Origin of the sequence: Natrinema amylolyticum, from assembly GCF_020515625.1 — an archaeon.
GTDB classification, from domain to species: domain Archaea; phylum Halobacteriota; class Halobacteria; order Halobacteriales; family Natrialbaceae; genus Natrinema; species Natrinema amylolyticum.
On record NZ_JAIWPJ010000002.1, the window covers coordinates 967,190 to 983,616 of the forward strand.

The 16,427-nt window shown below is 65.2% G+C and carries 14 protein-coding genes; 4 read left to right on the forward strand and 10 right to left on the reverse strand.

Annotation, left to right across the window (positions count from 1 at the left end):
• Positions 1-74: 74 nt before the first annotated feature.
• Positions 75-1,418, forward strand: a complete 1,344-nt coding sequence (gene purD / locus LDH66_RS14965) for a phosphoribosylamine--glycine ligase (protein ID WP_226481869.1) — start codon at positions 75-77, stop codon at positions 1,416-1,418.
• Between the two features lie 62 nt (positions 1,419-1,480).
• Here the strand turns inward: purD and LDH66_RS14970 are convergent, their stop codons facing one another.
• The 5 genes from LDH66_RS14970 to LDH66_RS14990 form a co-directional block, all read right to left on the reverse strand.
• Positions 1,481-2,848: an aminotransferase class III-fold pyridoxal phosphate-dependent enzyme gene (locus LDH66_RS14970; protein ID WP_226481870.1), complete on the reverse strand. Its 1,368-nt coding sequence runs from the start codon at positions 2,846-2,848 to the stop codon at positions 1,481-1,483.
• Between the two features lie 57 nt (positions 2,849-2,905).
• Entirely contained in the window at positions 2,906-4,204 is a 1,299-nt protein-coding gene (locus LDH66_RS14975) for an MgtC/SapB family protein (protein WP_226481871.1), read from the reverse strand.
• A 119-nt stretch (positions 4,205-4,323) separates the two neighbouring features.
• Positions 4,324-4,599, reverse strand: coding sequence for a PadR family transcriptional regulator (locus LDH66_RS14980; RefSeq protein WP_226481872.1), 276 nt, complete (start codon positions 4,597-4,599; stop codon positions 4,324-4,326).
• A gap of 460 nt (positions 4,600-5,059) precedes the next feature.
• Positions 5,060-5,206 (reverse strand): hypothetical protein, encoded by a 147-nt coding sequence (locus LDH66_RS14985; protein WP_006671865.1) that lies wholly within the window; start codon positions 5,204-5,206, stop codon positions 5,060-5,062.
• 386 nt (positions 5,207-5,592) lie between these two features.
• Positions 5,593-6,333: a hypothetical protein gene (locus LDH66_RS14990; RefSeq protein WP_226481873.1), complete on the reverse strand. Its 741-nt coding sequence runs from the start codon at positions 6,331-6,333 to the stop codon at positions 5,593-5,595.
• A 264-nt stretch (positions 6,334-6,597) separates the two neighbouring features.
• Between LDH66_RS14990 and LDH66_RS14995 the strand changes: the two genes are divergently transcribed.
• Complete coding sequence (locus tag LDH66_RS14995; RefSeq protein WP_226481874.1) at positions 6,598-7,323, forward strand: endonuclease Q family protein; 726 nt, start codon at positions 6,598-6,600, stop codon at positions 7,321-7,323.
• 79 nt (positions 7,324-7,402) lie between these two features.
• Here the strand turns inward: LDH66_RS14995 and LDH66_RS15000 are convergent, their stop codons facing one another.
• The 5 genes from LDH66_RS15000 to glyA form a co-directional block, all read right to left on the reverse strand.
• Positions 7,403-8,296 (reverse strand): bifunctional methylenetetrahydrofolate dehydrogenase/methenyltetrahydrofolate cyclohydrolase, encoded by an 894-nt coding sequence (locus tag LDH66_RS15000; RefSeq protein ID WP_226481875.1) that lies wholly within the window; start codon positions 8,294-8,296, stop codon positions 7,403-7,405.
• Between the two features lie 98 nt (positions 8,297-8,394).
• Positions 8,395-9,207 carry an alpha/beta fold hydrolase gene (locus LDH66_RS15005; protein ID WP_226481876.1) on the reverse strand — a complete coding sequence of 271 codons (813 nt, stop codon included), beginning with the start codon at positions 9,205-9,207 and terminating at the stop codon, positions 8,395-8,397.
• 90 nt (positions 9,208-9,297) lie between these two features.
• The gene (locus LDH66_RS15010; RefSeq protein ID WP_226481877.1) at positions 9,298-9,660 is read right to left on the reverse strand and encodes a beta-lactamase family protein; all 363 of its coding nucleotides are present in this window, start codon (positions 9,658-9,660) and stop codon (positions 9,298-9,300) included.
• 319 nt (positions 9,661-9,979) lie between these two features.
• A complete protein-coding gene (locus tag LDH66_RS15015; protein WP_226481878.1) occupies positions 9,980-10,936 on the reverse strand; it encodes a hypothetical protein in 957 nt (318 codons plus the stop codon).
• Between the two features lie 320 nt (positions 10,937-11,256).
• Positions 11,257-12,504, reverse strand: a complete 1,248-nt coding sequence (glyA, locus tag LDH66_RS15020; protein ID WP_226481879.1) for a serine hydroxymethyltransferase — start codon at positions 12,502-12,504, stop codon at positions 11,257-11,259.
• 269 nt (positions 12,505-12,773) lie between these two features.
• Between glyA and LDH66_RS15025 the strand changes: the two genes are divergently transcribed.
• Entirely contained in the window at positions 12,774-14,951 is a 2,178-nt protein-coding gene (locus LDH66_RS15025; RefSeq protein ID WP_226481880.1) for a hypothetical protein, read from the forward strand.
• Between the two features lie 424 nt (positions 14,952-15,375).
• The gene (tbsP, locus tag LDH66_RS15030; protein WP_226481881.1) at positions 15,376-16,194 is read left to right on the forward strand and encodes a transcriptional regulator TbsP; all 819 of its coding nucleotides are present in this window, start codon (positions 15,376-15,378) and stop codon (positions 16,192-16,194) included.
• The last annotated feature ends 233 nt before the right edge of the window (positions 16,195-16,427 follow it).

Consider the following 16,427-nt stretch of genomic DNA (forward strand, 5'->3'; position numbering starts at 1 on the left):
TATACCACGTCCGTGCATACTTTCACCTCGAGGAAAGAGCAACGCTTACAGGTTCGTGCGTTCCGCTATCGACCATGCGAGAGAACGTGCTGCTGATCGGGGGCGGCGGCCGCGAGCACGCCATCGCCCGCGCGTTAGCGGACAGCGAGGCCGACCTGTACGCCTGTGCCGGCAACAAGAATCCCGGTATCGCCCGCATCGCGGCCGGGTTCGACACGCTCGAGACGACGAACCCGAAAGCCGTGGTCGACTACGCCGAGGACGTCGACGCGACGATCGCCGTCATCGGCCCGGAAGCGCCGCTCGAGGCCGGCGTCGCGGACGAACTCGAGGCCGCCGGCATCTACGCCTTCGGGCCGAAGGAAGAGGACGCCCGCATCGAGACGGACAAGGCGTTCCAGCGGCGGTTCATGGCGGAGAACAACATCCCGGGCTGTCCGGACTTCGAGACGTTCGACGACATGGAGGCCGCCTGCGACTTCATCGACGAGTACGACGGCGACCTCGCGATCAAGCCCGCCGGACTGACCGGCGGGAAGGGGGTCAAAGTCATCGGCGATCAGGTCACCGCCGAGGAGGGCAAGGAGTACATTCGAGAGTCCGACTACGACCGGATCGTCTTGGAGGAGCGGCTTATCGGCGAGGAGTTCACCGTACAGGCGTTCGTCGCCAACGGCGAGTTCCGCACCGCGCCCGCGGTCCAGGACCACAAGCGCGCCTACGAGGGCGACGAGGGACCGAACACGGGCGGGATGGGGAGCTACTCCGACGCGACCGACGAACTGCCGTTCATGACCGAGTCGGACTACGAGGACGCCGTCTCGATCATCGAGGCCACCGTCGACGCCCTCGACGACTATCGGGGCATCCTCTACGGTCAGTTCATGCTGACCACCACCGGTCCCCGCGTCGTCGAGTTCAACGCCCGCTTCGGCGACCCCGAAGCGATGAACACGCTGCCCGTCCTCGAGACCGATTTCCTCGACGTGCTCACCGCGGCTCGAGACGACGATCCGCTGCCAGCACTCTCGTTCGCCGAGCAGGCGACGGTCTGCAAGTACGCCGTGCCCGAGGGCTACCCGACGGATCCCGAGTCCGGCGCGAAGGTTCGAGTCGACGAGGAGAGTGCGGGCGACGCGTTGCTCTACTACGCCAGCGTCGAAGAGCGAAGCTCTTCGGGCAATCAGAACTCTTCGAGTTCTGATGACGTCGACGAACGCGACGACGGCATCTACACGACGACCTCCCGATCGTTCGCGCTGGTCGGCGTCGCCGACTCGATCGCCGAGGCCGAGGAGATCGCCGAAGACGCGCTCGCGGTCGCCGGCGAAGAGGGACTGCGCGTGCGCCACGACATCGGTAAAGCGGATCTCATTCAGCGCCGGATCGATCACATGAACGAGCTTCGCGGCGAGTAACGGTCGATCGTCCCCGTCCGTTCACGACTTCCCAGTTCCACTCGACTCCCGTCCGAGTCGCGTTACCGTTTTTCGACGTCCGTCTCGTCGGCGACGTCGTCGATCGTCTCGAGCAACAGCCTCGCACCCAGTTCGATCTCTCGTTCGGTGACGTCGAGCGGCGGCAGCAATCGCAGCGTCTTGTAGCCGCAGCCGAGGGTCAACAGGCCCCGTCGGAACGCCGACTCGAGGACCGCGTCGCGGCGGTCTTTCGTATCGAACTCCACGGCGAGCATGAGCCCGCGGCCGCGGACGTCGATCGCGCCGGGCGCGTCGCCGTCCGCGACGGCGTCCTCGAGGATCGTCCGGAACTGCTCGCCTCGCTCGCGGACGTTCGCGAGCAGATCCTCCTCGTGGATGGTGTCGATCGTGAGAACCCCCTGCATCGCGGCAACGAGATCGCCCGCGCCCCACGTCGAGGAGAGCCGGCTCTTCTCCCGGGGGAAGACGTCCGACCGCGAGATCGTTGCGCCCACGCGCAGCCCCTTCCCGCTCGTGATGACGTCCGGTGTGAGATCGAGGTGGTCGACGGCCCACAGTTCGCCGGTCCGGCCCACTCCGGACTGGATCTCGTCGGCGATTATCTTGAGCCCGTACCGATCGCGGAGCGCTTCGAGGTCGCGGGCGAACTCGGGGTGAGCGACCCGGTAGCCGCCCTCGCCCTGGATCGGCTCGAGGATGAGATAGGCGACTTCCTCGGGATCGACGACGCCGCGCTCGGGGTGGAGGGCGTCGGCGACGACGTTGCCGCCGGGACCGTCGGTTCGCCAGCGGGTTTCGTACTCCTCGTCGGTCGCGGGATAGGGGACGCTGACGACGCCCGGAATTTCCGGAAAGCCGCTGCGGTGGACGGCCTTCGAGCGGTTGAGCGAGAGCGCGCCGAGCGTGCGGCCGTGGAACGCCCCGTCGAACGTGAACGCGCGGTGGCCGCCCGCGGCGTAGCAGATCTTGATCGCGTTCTCGACGGCCTCCGCGCCGGAGTTCGAGAGGAAGACCCGATCCATATCGTAGTGGTCGGTCATCGCGATCAGCCGGTCCATCAGCTGCGTCGGACCGGGAAAGTCGGGGTCGTCCGGCCGGCCGCCGCCGCTGACGTAGAAATCTTGCCCCGCGATCTTCAGCGGATCGACGAGGTCGAACGAGCGGAGTTTCTCGCGAATCGTCGGGTTGTTGTACCCCAGCGGCGCGGCCGCGACGTGACTCGTAAAGTCCAGCAGGACGTTGCCGTCGACGTCGGTACAGAAGGGGCCGACGGCCTCGGCGGTCGTGTCCCAGACGAACTCGTAGACGTACGTACTCGGGGCGGCGAACTCGTGGTGGTAATCGACCCACTCGCTGGCCCGTTCGCCGGGGATCGTATCGACCTGCGGTTCGACCGTTGCTCGGTCCATGGTACTCCCTTCGTCCGCCCGCCGGTAAATACTGCCCGTCGGTACAGTACCTGCGTTCTAGACGACGAGCAGTACCGACGCGATCGCCCCGCCCAGCAGCAAAATCGTGCTGTAGGCCGCGACCCGGTTCCGGAAGCCGTCGTTCGCCGACGTCGCCGCCAGTAGGGCCTTGACCACGATGCTCGAGACCGTCGCGAGCAGGATCGCGATCGTCGCCTCCGCCGGCCCCAGTTGGCCGCCGCGGTAGAGGACGACCGCCGAGGTGGTCGCACCGGCGCTCGAGACGAAGCCACTGGCGACCGCCGTCGCGTAGAAGCCGAGCGTTCCGAACCACGTCTCGGCCAGCGATCCGAACACGAGCACGACGAGAAAGACGGCCCCGAACCCGAGGGCGTTCTTCAGCGAGAACGGGCTCTCGAGTTCCATCGGCCCGGACTCGCTCCAGTCAGCGGTGAGCGCGGCGACGGCGAAGGCCAGCAGGATGACGGCACCCAGCGGGACGATCGCCTCGATGAGGATATCGGTGCCGCCGCCCGCCGTGAAGCCGACCGCGATCGCCAGATTCCGGGCCGCCATGGCAGCGTTCGCGAGCAAGATCGCCGCGACGGCGTAGGAGGACGCTTCGGGCCGCTGGTTGACGTGATCGAGCATCGTCCCGACGACGGCCGTCGAGGAGGCCAGGCCGCCGAAGAAGCCGGTGATCGCGATGCCGCGCCCGCCGTAGGTCGAGACGATCGCGTAGTTAGCGATACCGATCCCCGCGACGGCGACGACCATCAGCCAGATGACCTGCGGCTCGAGCGGGATCGTGATCCCCGCGATTTCGGGCTCGTAGGTGGCCGGGAGCACCGGGTAGATGACGAACGCGAGGATGGCGAACTCCGTCGTCGAGCGCATCTCCTCGCGAGAGAGGCCCCAGGCGAACTCGTGGAGCTCCCGCTTTAACACCAACAGGAGCGACGAGAGAACGGCGACGGTGACGCCCTCGAGGATGAAGCCGGCGGCGACCAGGACGCCGACGCCGTAGGCGACGAGCATCGAGACTGAGGTCGTCAGCGACAGTCCCGTCTCCTCGGGATCGTCCTCCATGAGCCCCTGGACGGCGAGCAAGACGCCCTGGACGATCACCAGGAACCCGCCCAACGGGAGCAGACTCTCGCCGACGCCGCCCTCGCGCACGAGCACGGTAAAGACCGCACCGAGCAGACTGATCAGCGAGAAGGTTCGGATACCCGCCGACTTCTGGGACCACTCGCGTTCGAGTCCGAGGAACATCCCCAGCGCGCCCGCGAGGGCCATCCGGACGACCGTCTCCTCGAGGGGTGCGTCAGCGATCTGCAGCGCTACCTCGTTCACTGCTGATCGTTCGCCGCGATCACACATAAGCGACGTGCCGGGAGCGAACGGAGAACGAGCGTCGCGACTCCTGATGATGTCCGACGATACCGATGGAACCGAACGGCTTCCGGATCGCGTTACAGGTCGACGTACTGCGATTCCCAGTCGCGGCGCGCCTCGAGTTCGCGGCGGCCGCGGCGGGTGAGCGTGTAGAAGTTCGTTCGACGATCTCGGCGGCCCTTTTCGACGAGGCCCTTGTCGACGAGCGTATCGAGATTGGGATAGAGCCGTCCGTGGTGGATCTCTTTTTCGTAGTACTGTTCGAGTTCCTCCTTGATCGCCAGTCCGTGGGGTTCGTCCTCGCCAGCGATGACGTAGAGCAGGTCACGCTGGAATCCTGTCAGGTCGTACATTGGGAAAGTACCAATCGTACTTACTGTCGAATTTTAATAAGGCTATCGGGTCGTTTCGATCGAAAGGGGGCTATTACCAGTGAGGGCTCTCGTTTTCAGCGTCAACGATCCATAACACCCGTGATGGATCGCACGGCGAACCACACATAACGCGCAGTTCATGTTTACAGTTCAGGGATTACGTTTCGGTACAATTATATTGGATAAACGCATTATTGCCGACTCATATCGGGAGATAATAACGGCAGCAGTGCCACTGAGTGAATGGATATCGAAACAGGAAAGCAGATCGCGTGACGGAAAAAGTCACGCGATCGCTTGCCGCCCTGAATTGGTCCCCGCTGACGCTTCGGCCCTCCAAGCGAAGCGTCACGTGAAACGTTCTGCCGTGTGTACTTAAATGTAACGACACGGTCCAGGGTCGGGGACGACGATGCCGTCTCGGCGCACGCGGTCGCGATCAGATGTGCTCTTCCTCGAGTACCCAGCCGAGCGCGCGCTTGTAGTAGGTGAACATCTCCTCGACGCCGTCGTGGCGCATTTCGTCGCTCTCGAGGTGCTCTTTGAGAAACTCGTACTGCTCGCGGATTTCGTCTTCGTCACGCATACCCGTGACTACCGACCGGACGGGGAAAAAAGCCGCCACGCGGAGCGGGGCAGCATCGATTCCCTCGGCCCGGAGTCACACTCGAGCGGGCGAGGAGACAGTGCCGACTGGCCACACGTGCGCGAACGAGATGCTCGACTCGACAGTAACGGGAACCAACTGCCGCTGTCGATAGGGGTCATCACTGCGCGCCGAGCGTCGTCGTTTCGGGTCGGAAGGATAGGGTTTCCGGCCTGAAACGATCTCGAACGGTCGGTTCGCTGTGACACTCGATGCTCGGCGTCGATCCGCTGACGCTCGCGTCGAAAAAGGACTGCACATCGATGCTCGAGTCGATACGATCGAAATCGATGGGACACGGCCCGCGGTGGGCCCGATGGAACCGATTACGAACTGTTCTCGTCGTCGCTCTCGTTGTCACTTTCCGTCTCGTTACCGCTCTCCGTCTCGTTGCCCTCGGTTCCGCCCTCGCCGAACGTCAGCGTGACGTCCTCGTCGCCGCCGTCGATTTCGACGTCGTCTTCGGTTTGCTCGCCCTCGTATTCGGCGCTGACGGTGTACTCTCCGTCCTCGAGATCCTCGAACTCGACCTCGCCGTCCTGGTCGGTCTCGTCTTCTATGGGGAAGCTCTGACCGCCGACGTCGGACGTGGTCTCGTTGTCGGACTCGTTGCCCGATTCGTTGTCGGACTCGTTGTCCGTCTCGTTTTCAGTTATGTTGCCCATCCCATCGTCGTCGACCGTCGTCTCGTCGGACGCGTTCTCGGACTCGTTGTCCATCCCGTCCTCGGTCATCGTCTCGTTGTCCGACGCGTTCTCGGACTCGTTGCCCATCTCCTCGTCGTCGGTCACACCGCCCATGCCCGCTTCCTCGAGGGTGACGGACGCGCCTTCGACCGGTCCCTCGTCGTCTTCGACCGTGACGGTCAGCATGTACGTCTCGTCCTCGCCGCTCTCTTCGTCTTCGGTCTCGTTTTCGTCACCGGTCGTCTCGTCCTCGCCGGTCGTATCGTTCTCGTCCTCGGTCTCGTTGCCGCCGGGGCCGCTGTCGGCACAGCCGGCGAGCGCGAGCGCACTTGCTGTTCCTGCCGCGGTCACGAACGTCCGCCGGTTCAGTCTACGGGACATATATTCGGGTTGGACGTTCCGGCTGGTTTCGATGTGGCCTGCACCTGCAGTCTGTTAATCACCTATTGAACGACGCCAAGCGACCGGTGACCGTCATCGGTTCCGCACCATCAACGGACCCAAAGTATCACGAGAAGCGACACTCAATCGGGTCCGGACGTGGCCTCGCTGCCGATTTCGACCGGCGTTTCGAACCGACTGACCGGCGACGCCCGGTCGCGGCGGGTCGGTGGGACTTTTGGTGTCCCGACCGTACCCTCGCTCATGAAAATCCGGGGTGAGCGCGAGTGCAAGGAGTGTGGGACCCGCTGGTCGTACTACGAAACCGGCAGCGTCGGCTGTCCGGCCTGTGGGAGCCTCCGAAGCGTCGGCGTCGACGAGCGCACCGAACACACCGATCTGCAGGTCGCGTTCGATCTCACCCCCGTTCGGAACGCGATCGACGACGCCGCGACCGACGATATCGCCGATCAGGCCCGCGACCGCTGTCGCGAGTACGTTCGCCGGCGCGGGTTCGTCAACGCCGGCACCCTCCGCGAGCTCGACGACACCTACCTCGCCGCGACCGAACTGCTCCACGTCGCCGATATCGTTGCCCGAGAGATCCACCTCGAGGACCGCGAAGAGCTGTACTTCCTCTCGCTGCTCCGCGACGCCGATCGGGGCGAGCGCCCACCCGTCGAGGAAGTCCCCCGATCGCTGCGGGCGGCCCGCGGGCTCGCGTACGCGAACGCGGTTCGCGAGTACCGCCGCGACGTTCGGACCTGGGCCGACGACCGCGATCTGACCGCCAGCGAACGAAGCGCCCTCGAGACGCTCGGCGAACACGTCAAGCGCATCCGGATGCTCGACGGCGACGTCGAGCCGGGGACCGCCGAACGGCTCGTCGAGGCGACCCGCGATCTGGCCAACGGCCTGCGCGGCGACGAGTTCGCGTTCTCGCAGGCACAGGAGCGACTGGACGCCCTCGAGTTCGATCCGATCGATTGACGGAGACGAACCCGACCCGAGCGACGACCGGCGAAATCGCCGTCAAAAACGAACTGCGGACCGTCGATACGGCGGTGATTCAGGGCAGGTCGATGTCGATATCTTCCTGCAGGCTGGCGGCTTTGACCGTGTTGTAGAGCAACATCGCGCGGGTCATCGGCCCGACGCCGCCGGGGACGGGCGTGATCGCGCTGGCCTTCTCCTTCGCGCTCTCGAACTCGACGTCGCCGACGAGTTCGTACCCTTTCTCCGTATCTGCGTCGACGCGGTTGACGCCCACGTCGATGACGACCGTGCCGTCCTCGAGCATGGAGCCGTCGACGAGTTCCGGGACGCCGGCGGCGGCGACGACGATATCCGCGCTGCGGGTCTTCGCGGCGAGGTCGTCCGTGCGGGAGTGACAGACCGTCACCGTCGCGTTACCGTCGTCGGCCTTCTGGATCAGCAGGTTCGCGAGGGGTTTGCCGACGATGTCCGAGCGGCCGACGATGGTCACGTCCTTGCCCTCGGTGTCGATATCGGCGGACTCGAGCAGTTTCTGGACGCCGTGGGGCGTGCAGGGACGGAAGCGGGCGTCGCCGGCGACGAGTCGACCGACGTTCTCGGGGTGGAAGCCGTCGACGTCCTTGATCGGGTCGACGCGGCGGATCACGTCGCGGTAGTCGACGTGGTCCGGCACGGGGGCCTGGACGATGTAGCCGTGGACGTCGTCGTTCTCGTTGAGATCGGCGATGGTGTCGAACAGCTCCTCGGGGGGCGCGTCGCCGTCGACGTCGACGTGGTGGCTCTCGATGCCGACCTCCTCGCAGTCGCGCTGTTTCATGTTCACGTAGGTCTGGCTCGCGGGGTCGTCGCCCATGAGCACGGTCGCCAGTCCCGGCCGCGAACCCGCGTCGGCCAACCGCTCGATTGCGTCCGTCAGGTCGTCCCGAATCTCGCTCGCGACGGCGTTACCGTCGATGATTTCGGTCATTACCTGAGTGGGCGACCGCGAGGCTCATTAATCCCCGGATTCGTGCGCAGAACGTCGCCAGAGTCGGCTCAAATAAACACGTTCGTGTATACTATCGCTCAGAACCGCTCGTCGAGGAACGAGCGAATCGCGTCGGTGGTCGGCTCCGGCCGCTCGAGGTTCGCGGTGTGGCCCGCGTCCAGAATCAGTTCCATCTCGGCGTCGGGCAGCTCCTCGAGCATCGGTTCGGCCCGCGACGGGGGAAGCGACGGGTCCTCCTCGCCGTGGACGATTAGGACCGGGACGTCGATCTCCGAGAGGCGATCGGTCACGTCCGGGCGGCCGAGCCACGAATTGAGTTCGTGGTAGACCGCTTTCCCGGGATAGGTCGCCCAGCGATCGACCCACGCTTCGACCAGTTCGGGGTTCTCCTCGCGAGTCGTCTCGCCGAACAGCTCGGCCGCCGACCCCTCGGCGATCGCTCGAGGCATCGGCTCGAGGACGTCTTCGTAGGGCTCGACGAGGTCGCTGAACGCCGCCCGTTCGTCTTCGGGATGGGGCGCGGCCATCGAGTCGATCAGGACGAGGCCGTCGACGCGCTCCGGATACGCGAGCGCGAAGCGAAGCGCCATGAACCCGCCAAGCGACATACCGGCGATGACGGCGCTGTCCTCGCCGATCCCGTCGAGTACCGCCGCGCAGTCGTCGGCCAGATCCCACAGGTCGTAGCCCGGCGCGTACCGGTCCGTTCGCGCCCGCAGGTCGTAGGCGACGGCCCGATACTCGCCGCGCAGGGCCTCGAGTTGCGGCGCGAACATCGTCCGATCCATCAGCGTCCCGTGGGCGAAGACGATCGGTCGTCCATCGCCGACGTCGGTCGTCAGCGCGTCGGTCCGCGATCGATACATCTCCGTTGCGGAATCGTCCGTCATGTGAACTACCTTACGTAAATCAGTCGGAAAAGGATGTGGTATGCGGAAGCACACGACACAGACGGGCCGCGGCGAACCGGTCGGTGCCGACTAACCGAGTTCGTGGCGCACCGTATCGCTCATGACGGTCGCGCGGACCCCGTGTTCGTACCCGTCGCGGATGCCGTTGGTCACGTAGGCGAACGCGAGGTCGTTTTCGGGATCGGCCCAGCCCATAATGCTCCCGAGGCCGCCGTGGCCGAACGTACTCGGCGGGGCGGTCACGCCGTAGGAGTCGTGGACCAGCCCGCCGAGGAAGAAGCCGAGCGAGAACCGACCCGGCGAACCGCCGCGGACCGGATCCGACTCGGTCTCCGCCTCGAGCGAGGTCCACTCCCGAACGGTCTCCGGACTGAACAGCCGCGTCCCCTCGAGTTCCCCGCCGTTCAGGAGGCAGGCGTAGAAGCGAGCCATGTCACTGCTTTTCGCCGCCGGTCTGCGATGCACAGCCGGCGAGGGCGGCGGCGCTCACGGCACCCACTGCCGACAACACCGTTCGCCGATCCACTGAACTGTCAGTTCGTGACATGGAGAGGGACCGCCAACGCGCTGGCGTATGACTAATGTTAACGTACGCTGTCACGGCGGATCGTACGCGATCACGATGAATCGTACGCCGCACTGACAGCGGTGTACACCGTCGTTTCTGCGGTGAGTTCGTTACGGAACGGGGTAGAGAAACCGGACCGGCCGTCCCAGAGATCGACCCGACGGCGTGCAGGTCGCGAACCGATCAGTTCGTGCCGCTTCGATCGGCGGTTCCCGGTTCCGAAACCTCCCACTCCGCGGTGTCGCGTGCGTCGGTCACGACCATCGCGTATTCGTCCTCGAGACCCTCGTACTCGGTCGTTCCGGCCGCGTCGATCAGCTCGCGGGCCTGGCGTTCGTGGACGGCGCGAGCGACCGCCAGCGCGTCCGGATCCACGTCGACGCCCTCGGCCTCGAGTTCGGGTCCGAGTCGCTCCGTCCAGACGTTTTCGGGGAGCAGACAGACGGCCCGCTCGTCGGCCGACAGCGGCGGGACGCCGGCGACGTGATCCCCCGTGCCGACGAGGTCGAGGCGCTCGACCGCCTCGAGGATCCCGATCACGTCGGTCTCGGAGACGTCGCGCTCGGTCTCGGCCAGGGTCGACTCGAACACGTCGGCGTCGATCGGCGCACTCATCGTCTCGGGACGGGGCGTCGGATCCCCGCGGTCCTCGTGTTCGATGACCTCCTCCGCGACGGGGTCGCTGTCGTCCGCGACGCCCGGCAGCGGGTCGGCGCGGTAGGTTTCCCCGTTATCGAACCGGACCGGAACGAGACCGATCGTCTCCCCGGTCGTGACGGCGTCGAACAGCAACGGGTCGTCGGTGTCGTAGGTCTCGATCTCGAGGCCGAGTCCCTCCGGCGGCTCGGCCCGTACCAGCGGGTCGGGAACGGGTGCGACGACCTCTCCACCCTCCTCGCGGAGTCGTCGCGGGTACGGCGCGTCGGCGGTGGCCGCCTCGTCGATCCCGCTGCACACGAGCATGACCTGATCCTCGTAGTCGTCGACGTCCCAATCGATGTGGTCGCCGCTCGCGGCACCCATGCGATCGGCCACCGGCGTCACTTCGACGGCCAGCTCGGAGGCCGCCGTCTCGTCGGTCTCCCGGAGCGCGAGCAACCGATCGTCGTCGAGGATGGTTCCGGTCGGGCGCGTGGACATTGGCGGCGGTACGACGAGCCGGCGGAAAAGCCGCGTGCCGGCGAGTGACAGGGGCCGTTGCGAGCGGTCACGGGCGACTCGAGCACTGAGTCGAAGCGTACGTTCTTCCCCTCGGGGTTCGAGAGGCTACCTATGGCCTCGAGATCGACGACGCGCGAATCGGTGCGCTCGCTATCGCCGGTCGTCGGGTTCGGTCTCACCGTGGCGATCACGTTGGCCGCGGCGATCGCTATCGGCGTACTTGCGATAATTATAGTCGGCTAAGAAGTGTGGGTGCGTGATCGGATCCGATAGAATCCGTCGGGCCGATCGCCGCTATCTCACTCGTACAGTGGGTTCTCGTCGCACAGCGTCGCGACTTCGGCGCGAACCTCCTCGATAACGTCCTTGTCCTCGGGGGCGTCGACGACGCGAGCGATCAGGTCGCCGACCTCGCGACAGTCGTCCTCGTCGAAGCCGCGCGTGGTCAGCGCCGGCGTGCCGGCGCGGATTCCGCTCGGGTTGAACGGCGAGCGCGTCTCGCCGGGCACCGTGTTGCCGTTGAGGACGATGCCGGCGTCCTCTAAGGCCTCCTCGGCGTCGCCGCCGGAGGTGTCGGGGTGGCTGTCCCGCAGGTCGACGAGCACGAGGTGGTTGTCCGTGCCCTCGGAGACCAGCGAGAGGCCGTTCTCGGAGAGGGACTCGCCCAGTGCCTTCGCGTTCGCGACCGTCTGCTCGGCGTAGTCCTCGAACTCGGGCTCGAGCGCCTCTTTGAAGCCGACGGCCTTGCCGGCGACGTTGTGCATGAGGGGGCCGCCCTGTCCGCCGGGGAAGACGGCAGCGTCGATATCGTCGGCGTACTCCTCGTCGCACATGACGATGCCGCCGCGACCGGAGCGGATGGTCTTGTGCGTCGAGCCGGTGACGAAGTCGGCGACGCCGACCGGCGAGGGGTGGACGCCGGCGGCGACGAGACCCGTAATGTGGGCGATATCCGCGAGGTGAAGCGCGTCGACGTCGTCGGCGGCGTCCTGAATGCGCTCCCACTCGATCTCGCGCGGGTACGCGGAGTAGCCCGAGACGATGATGTCGGGATCGAACTCGGCGGCGTGGTCGGCGAGGTCGTCGTAGTCGATGTAGCCCGTCTCGGGGTCGACCTCGTACTGCTCGACCTCGTAGAGCTGGCCCGTGAAGTTCGCCGGGTGGCCGTGGCTGAGGTGGCCGCCGTGGTTCAGATCCAGCGACAGGATCTTGTCGCCCGGCTCGAGCATCGCGAAGTAGACCGACTGGTTGGCCTGCGTGCCCGAGTGGGGCTGGACGTTGACGTGCTCGGCACCGAACAGCTCCGTCGCGCGGTCGATCGCGAGCTGTTCGACCTCGTCAGCGTACTCGCAACCGCCGTAGTAGCGCTCGCCGGGGTAGCCCTCGGCGTACTTGTTCGTCAGCGCGCTGCCCTGCGCGTCGATGACGGCCTCGCTGACGTGGTTCTCGCTGGCGATCATCTGTAACGTCTCTCGCTGGCGGTCTACCTCGCCCTCGAGCGCATCGGCGACGGCGGGATCGACGTCCCGAACCTGATCGTGGTTCATATCCGAACTGCAGTCTGGCGGCCGCATAAGTGTACCCTTCCCCGGCAAGTGAGGCCACTATGCTGGCCGGTGGCCAGTGAACGTTCGCTCACCGTCCGCCCTCATCGATGAACGCAACGGCTCGTTTGATACCGATCGACTCTCTAATGGAAGTATCTTCCCGAAATAACTGGTAGATATTATAACCGAGCGTGCCGATTACGGCACCATTTGCCACTCTCTCACAGCCCGATACAACTAACTTGTCGCAGTGACATTCTCCCAACCGAATGATCGAGTGGGCGGTAGACGGCGACACCCTCCACGTCACCGACGCTGACAACGCCGAGTTGGCGGTCAACGGTGACGAACTCGACGTCAGCGCTTCCGACGTCGGCGTCTCGCGCCCGGTCGACGAGACGGTCGCCCTGACGACGGACGAACTCCGGTTCCCCCACGCGGTCGTCTACGCGTTCTCTCTCGGACTCGAGGAGCAGTACGAACTCGACCCCAGCGGAGAGCCGCTCGCGCTGTCACCCGGCGAGTACATCGTCGACATCGATACGGAGATCAAGGCGTACCTTCGGTTCGCCGGTGGGGCGACGATCGAAAAAACCGACGACTACGAGGAGATCGTCGTCTCCTTTCCGGAGCGAACGCGCGTCATCCTCGGCGTCCGCTGTCGCCACGAGTTCCCCGCCGGTACGATCACCGTGCCGGACTCCCCGTCCGCGATCGCCGAGGCCATCACTCACATGGCCGCCTCGCACAAGACCGACCGTCCGGACCGGTCGTACCCCACCCTCCGCGGCCACCCGTCGCTGATCGAACGCGGTAACGAACTCGAGATTTCCGACTGCATTCGGTCCGACACTCCGGATCACGGGATCGAACTGGTCGTTCCACCGGACTACGAATCCCTGTTCGTGACCGCACCGCTGGCGTACTACCTGCAGGCAACTGTCCGGACGACCGACGAGGGGCTCGGAAACCGATCCGGGGCCGACCTCGAGCGGCCGCGGCTCCGACTCCGCGATCACGCCATCGAGGAGGAACTCTCGCCGATGCCAGACTTGGAGCGCGACGTCGAGCGACTGCTCCGAAAGACGTTCTTCCTCGACTGCCTGGTGCGCAACGCCGGTCCCTACGGAACGACCCTCTCGGAGCACAGCCTGCTCGCAGCGCTCGGCCTCGACGCCGACGTGCTGTATCACGCCTCACCGCAGGATCGACTCGCGACGTATCTCGACGTCCCGTATGCGGCGATCAAACACCGCCTCCCGGAGTGGCACCTCTCGACGTACGTCGCCCCGGCCTACGACAGCGTCGAGACGCTGCCCTTCCTGCTCGACCGGCTGAGCATGATCTACACGCCCCGAACCTCCGAACTCGAGGGCCAAGAGCTGGTCGAACGCTCGCTCGAGGACTTCTATCGGGGTGAGGGCGGGCCCGCCGAACTCGCGTCCGGTATCGAGGCCGGACGCGCGGCCGAGCGCGGCGGCGATCCCGGTGCCGGTAGAGCCACCACTGGGCAGGTCGCCTCGGTCGACATCGTCAAACCCGACCTCCGGAGCGGCCGTACCCACGGCTGGCTCGCGGACGGCGTTCCGATCGACGTCTTCAAATCGACGCCCGCGGCCTACCACAACCGCCTGGACTTCCTCGAGCGGACGAGCGATTCGACCTCGATCTGTGTCGTCCTCAACGATCCGGAGATGGCCGGCGAACACGACGACGTCGCCGAGATCTATCGCCAGCGCTCCGAGGAACTCACGATGGATCTCACCGTTGCGGAGTCCCTCGAGACGGCCGACCTCGCCCGCATCTTAGAGGACGACAACGACTTCGTCCACTACATCGGCCACTGCGAAACCGGCGGGCTGTGCTGTCCCGACGGGACGCTCGCGACCTCGAGTCTCGATCGCTGTAACGCACAGACGTTCTTCCTGAACGCGTGTGGCTCCTTCTACGAGGGCATGAGCCTGATCGAGAAGGGGAGCGTCGCCGGTGCCGTCACGTTCACCAAGGTGTTGAACGACCACGCCGTCAAGGTCGGGTCGACGTTCGCCAAGCTACTGGTCCACGGCTTCAGCATCGAACGCGCGATGGGGCTCGCCCGCAGGCGGATCATGATGGGCAAGGACTACGCCGTCGTCGGCGACGGCACCCACTCGCTCACCCAAGGCGAAAGCCGCAATCCGACGACCGCGCGACTCGAGGAACTCGAGGCGAGCGGGAGCGACCGGCGGTACCTGCTGACGCTCGATTGCTACTCGACGCGGGTGACCGGCTCGTACTACTTCCCGCACACCGAAACCAACGAGTACGCCTACCTCTGTGGGAACGAGTCGAGCTTTACGCTGTCGGAGCCAGAGCTGGCGACCATGCTCGAAGAGACGGAGGCGTCGGTGATATACGACGGCGATATCTACTGGTCGAAAGAACTCAGCAAGCGGTTCGATCAGTGAGCGGCTACGGCCCGCCGTAGGTACTGACTCGCTTCGCCCGCGCTGTTAACCGTCGCGACGTCCGGTCCGTTCTTCGCCCGTTCACTGCGCTCTCGACTAACTCCTGTACGACCCACCACAGTCGGTTGCGTCGAACGCCCATACGATATCGTAATAACATGTTTTCGGTATATAGTTATTGTACGCTCGACTACAGATGTCCGTTCGCCACCGGTCGTCGATGGGACCCACCTCAACGACCGAGAGCGAGGAAGAGGGGGGAGGGGTTTTCGTCTCGCTACTACCGTAAGTGATATCACTCATTCATCGGCGAACTAACGAATTATAGGACAAAAATTACCGGTACAGGCCTCAGGGGAGAAGTTCTGGTGTGCAAACGGCCACCAAAATTAAGTACGCTGCTCTCGATTACTTCTGTATAGGCATGACCTCGAATTTACTTAACCACCAGATTGACGATATCCTCGAGTCCGTGCTCGAGGACGCGAGCGGCGATATCTACATGGTCAACCCGTCGCGGGACGCCATCGAAGAGTTCGTTTCCGTCGCGACCGCGTTCGACGGCGACCTGCCGTCGGTACACATGCTCGCCGACGAACGAACGCTGAAAGACGTCATGGACGACTTCATCGTCGCCTCGAACGCCGCCGACCTCATCAGCGAGGGCGCGCTGTCGCTGCGAACGCTCGAGGAGGCCCCCGAGAACTCGCTGCTGGTCAGCGAGGACCGCGTCGTCGCGCTGGTCCACGCCGGCGACCGCGTCGGCGGGCTCACCACCGACGACGAGAGCTTCGTCGACGATACCTACGCCACCTACGCGGGTCGCTGGGAGGACGCCACCGACTTCAACCTCCGGACCCCGCCGATCACGGACGTCCGCGAAACGCTCTCCGACGAGATCAGTCCCGAGGCCGAGGCCGACTTCACCGCGATCCTGAACTCGCTCGAGACCGCTCGCGGCGACGGCGACGGGCTCGACGAGGTCACCATTTCCCTGCTCGTGGCCGCCAAGAACGAGGCCCTGCTGTACGACATCAGCAAGTGGGGCGAGGACGTCGGGATCGCCTCCAAGGCGACGTTCTCCCGAACGAAGACCAAGCTCGAGGACATGGGTCTAATCGACACCGAGAAGGTCCCGATCGACGTCGGCCGCCCGCGCCTGCGCCTCAAGATCGGCGACGAGCGCCTCAGCGAGGCCGACAACGGCCAGCTCGCGACGGTGGCGCAGTCGATTCTCAACTAACAACCTTTTACTCTGCAGTCTGTTGCGCTGGCGGCTTCGCCGCACAGCGCAACGTCCCTCGGTAAAAGGTTGATCAAAAGCACTCCTCCCTCCCCTACGGGTCGGTCGTCGGCCCGCTCGCTCACTTCGTTCGCTCGCGGTGGATTACAGGTAAGCGCCTGCCCTCCCCCGAGTCGCGTGCCCTCACGTTCGTTCGGGCCCGCTCCCGGCCACGGCGTTCTCCAGTTGGTTTT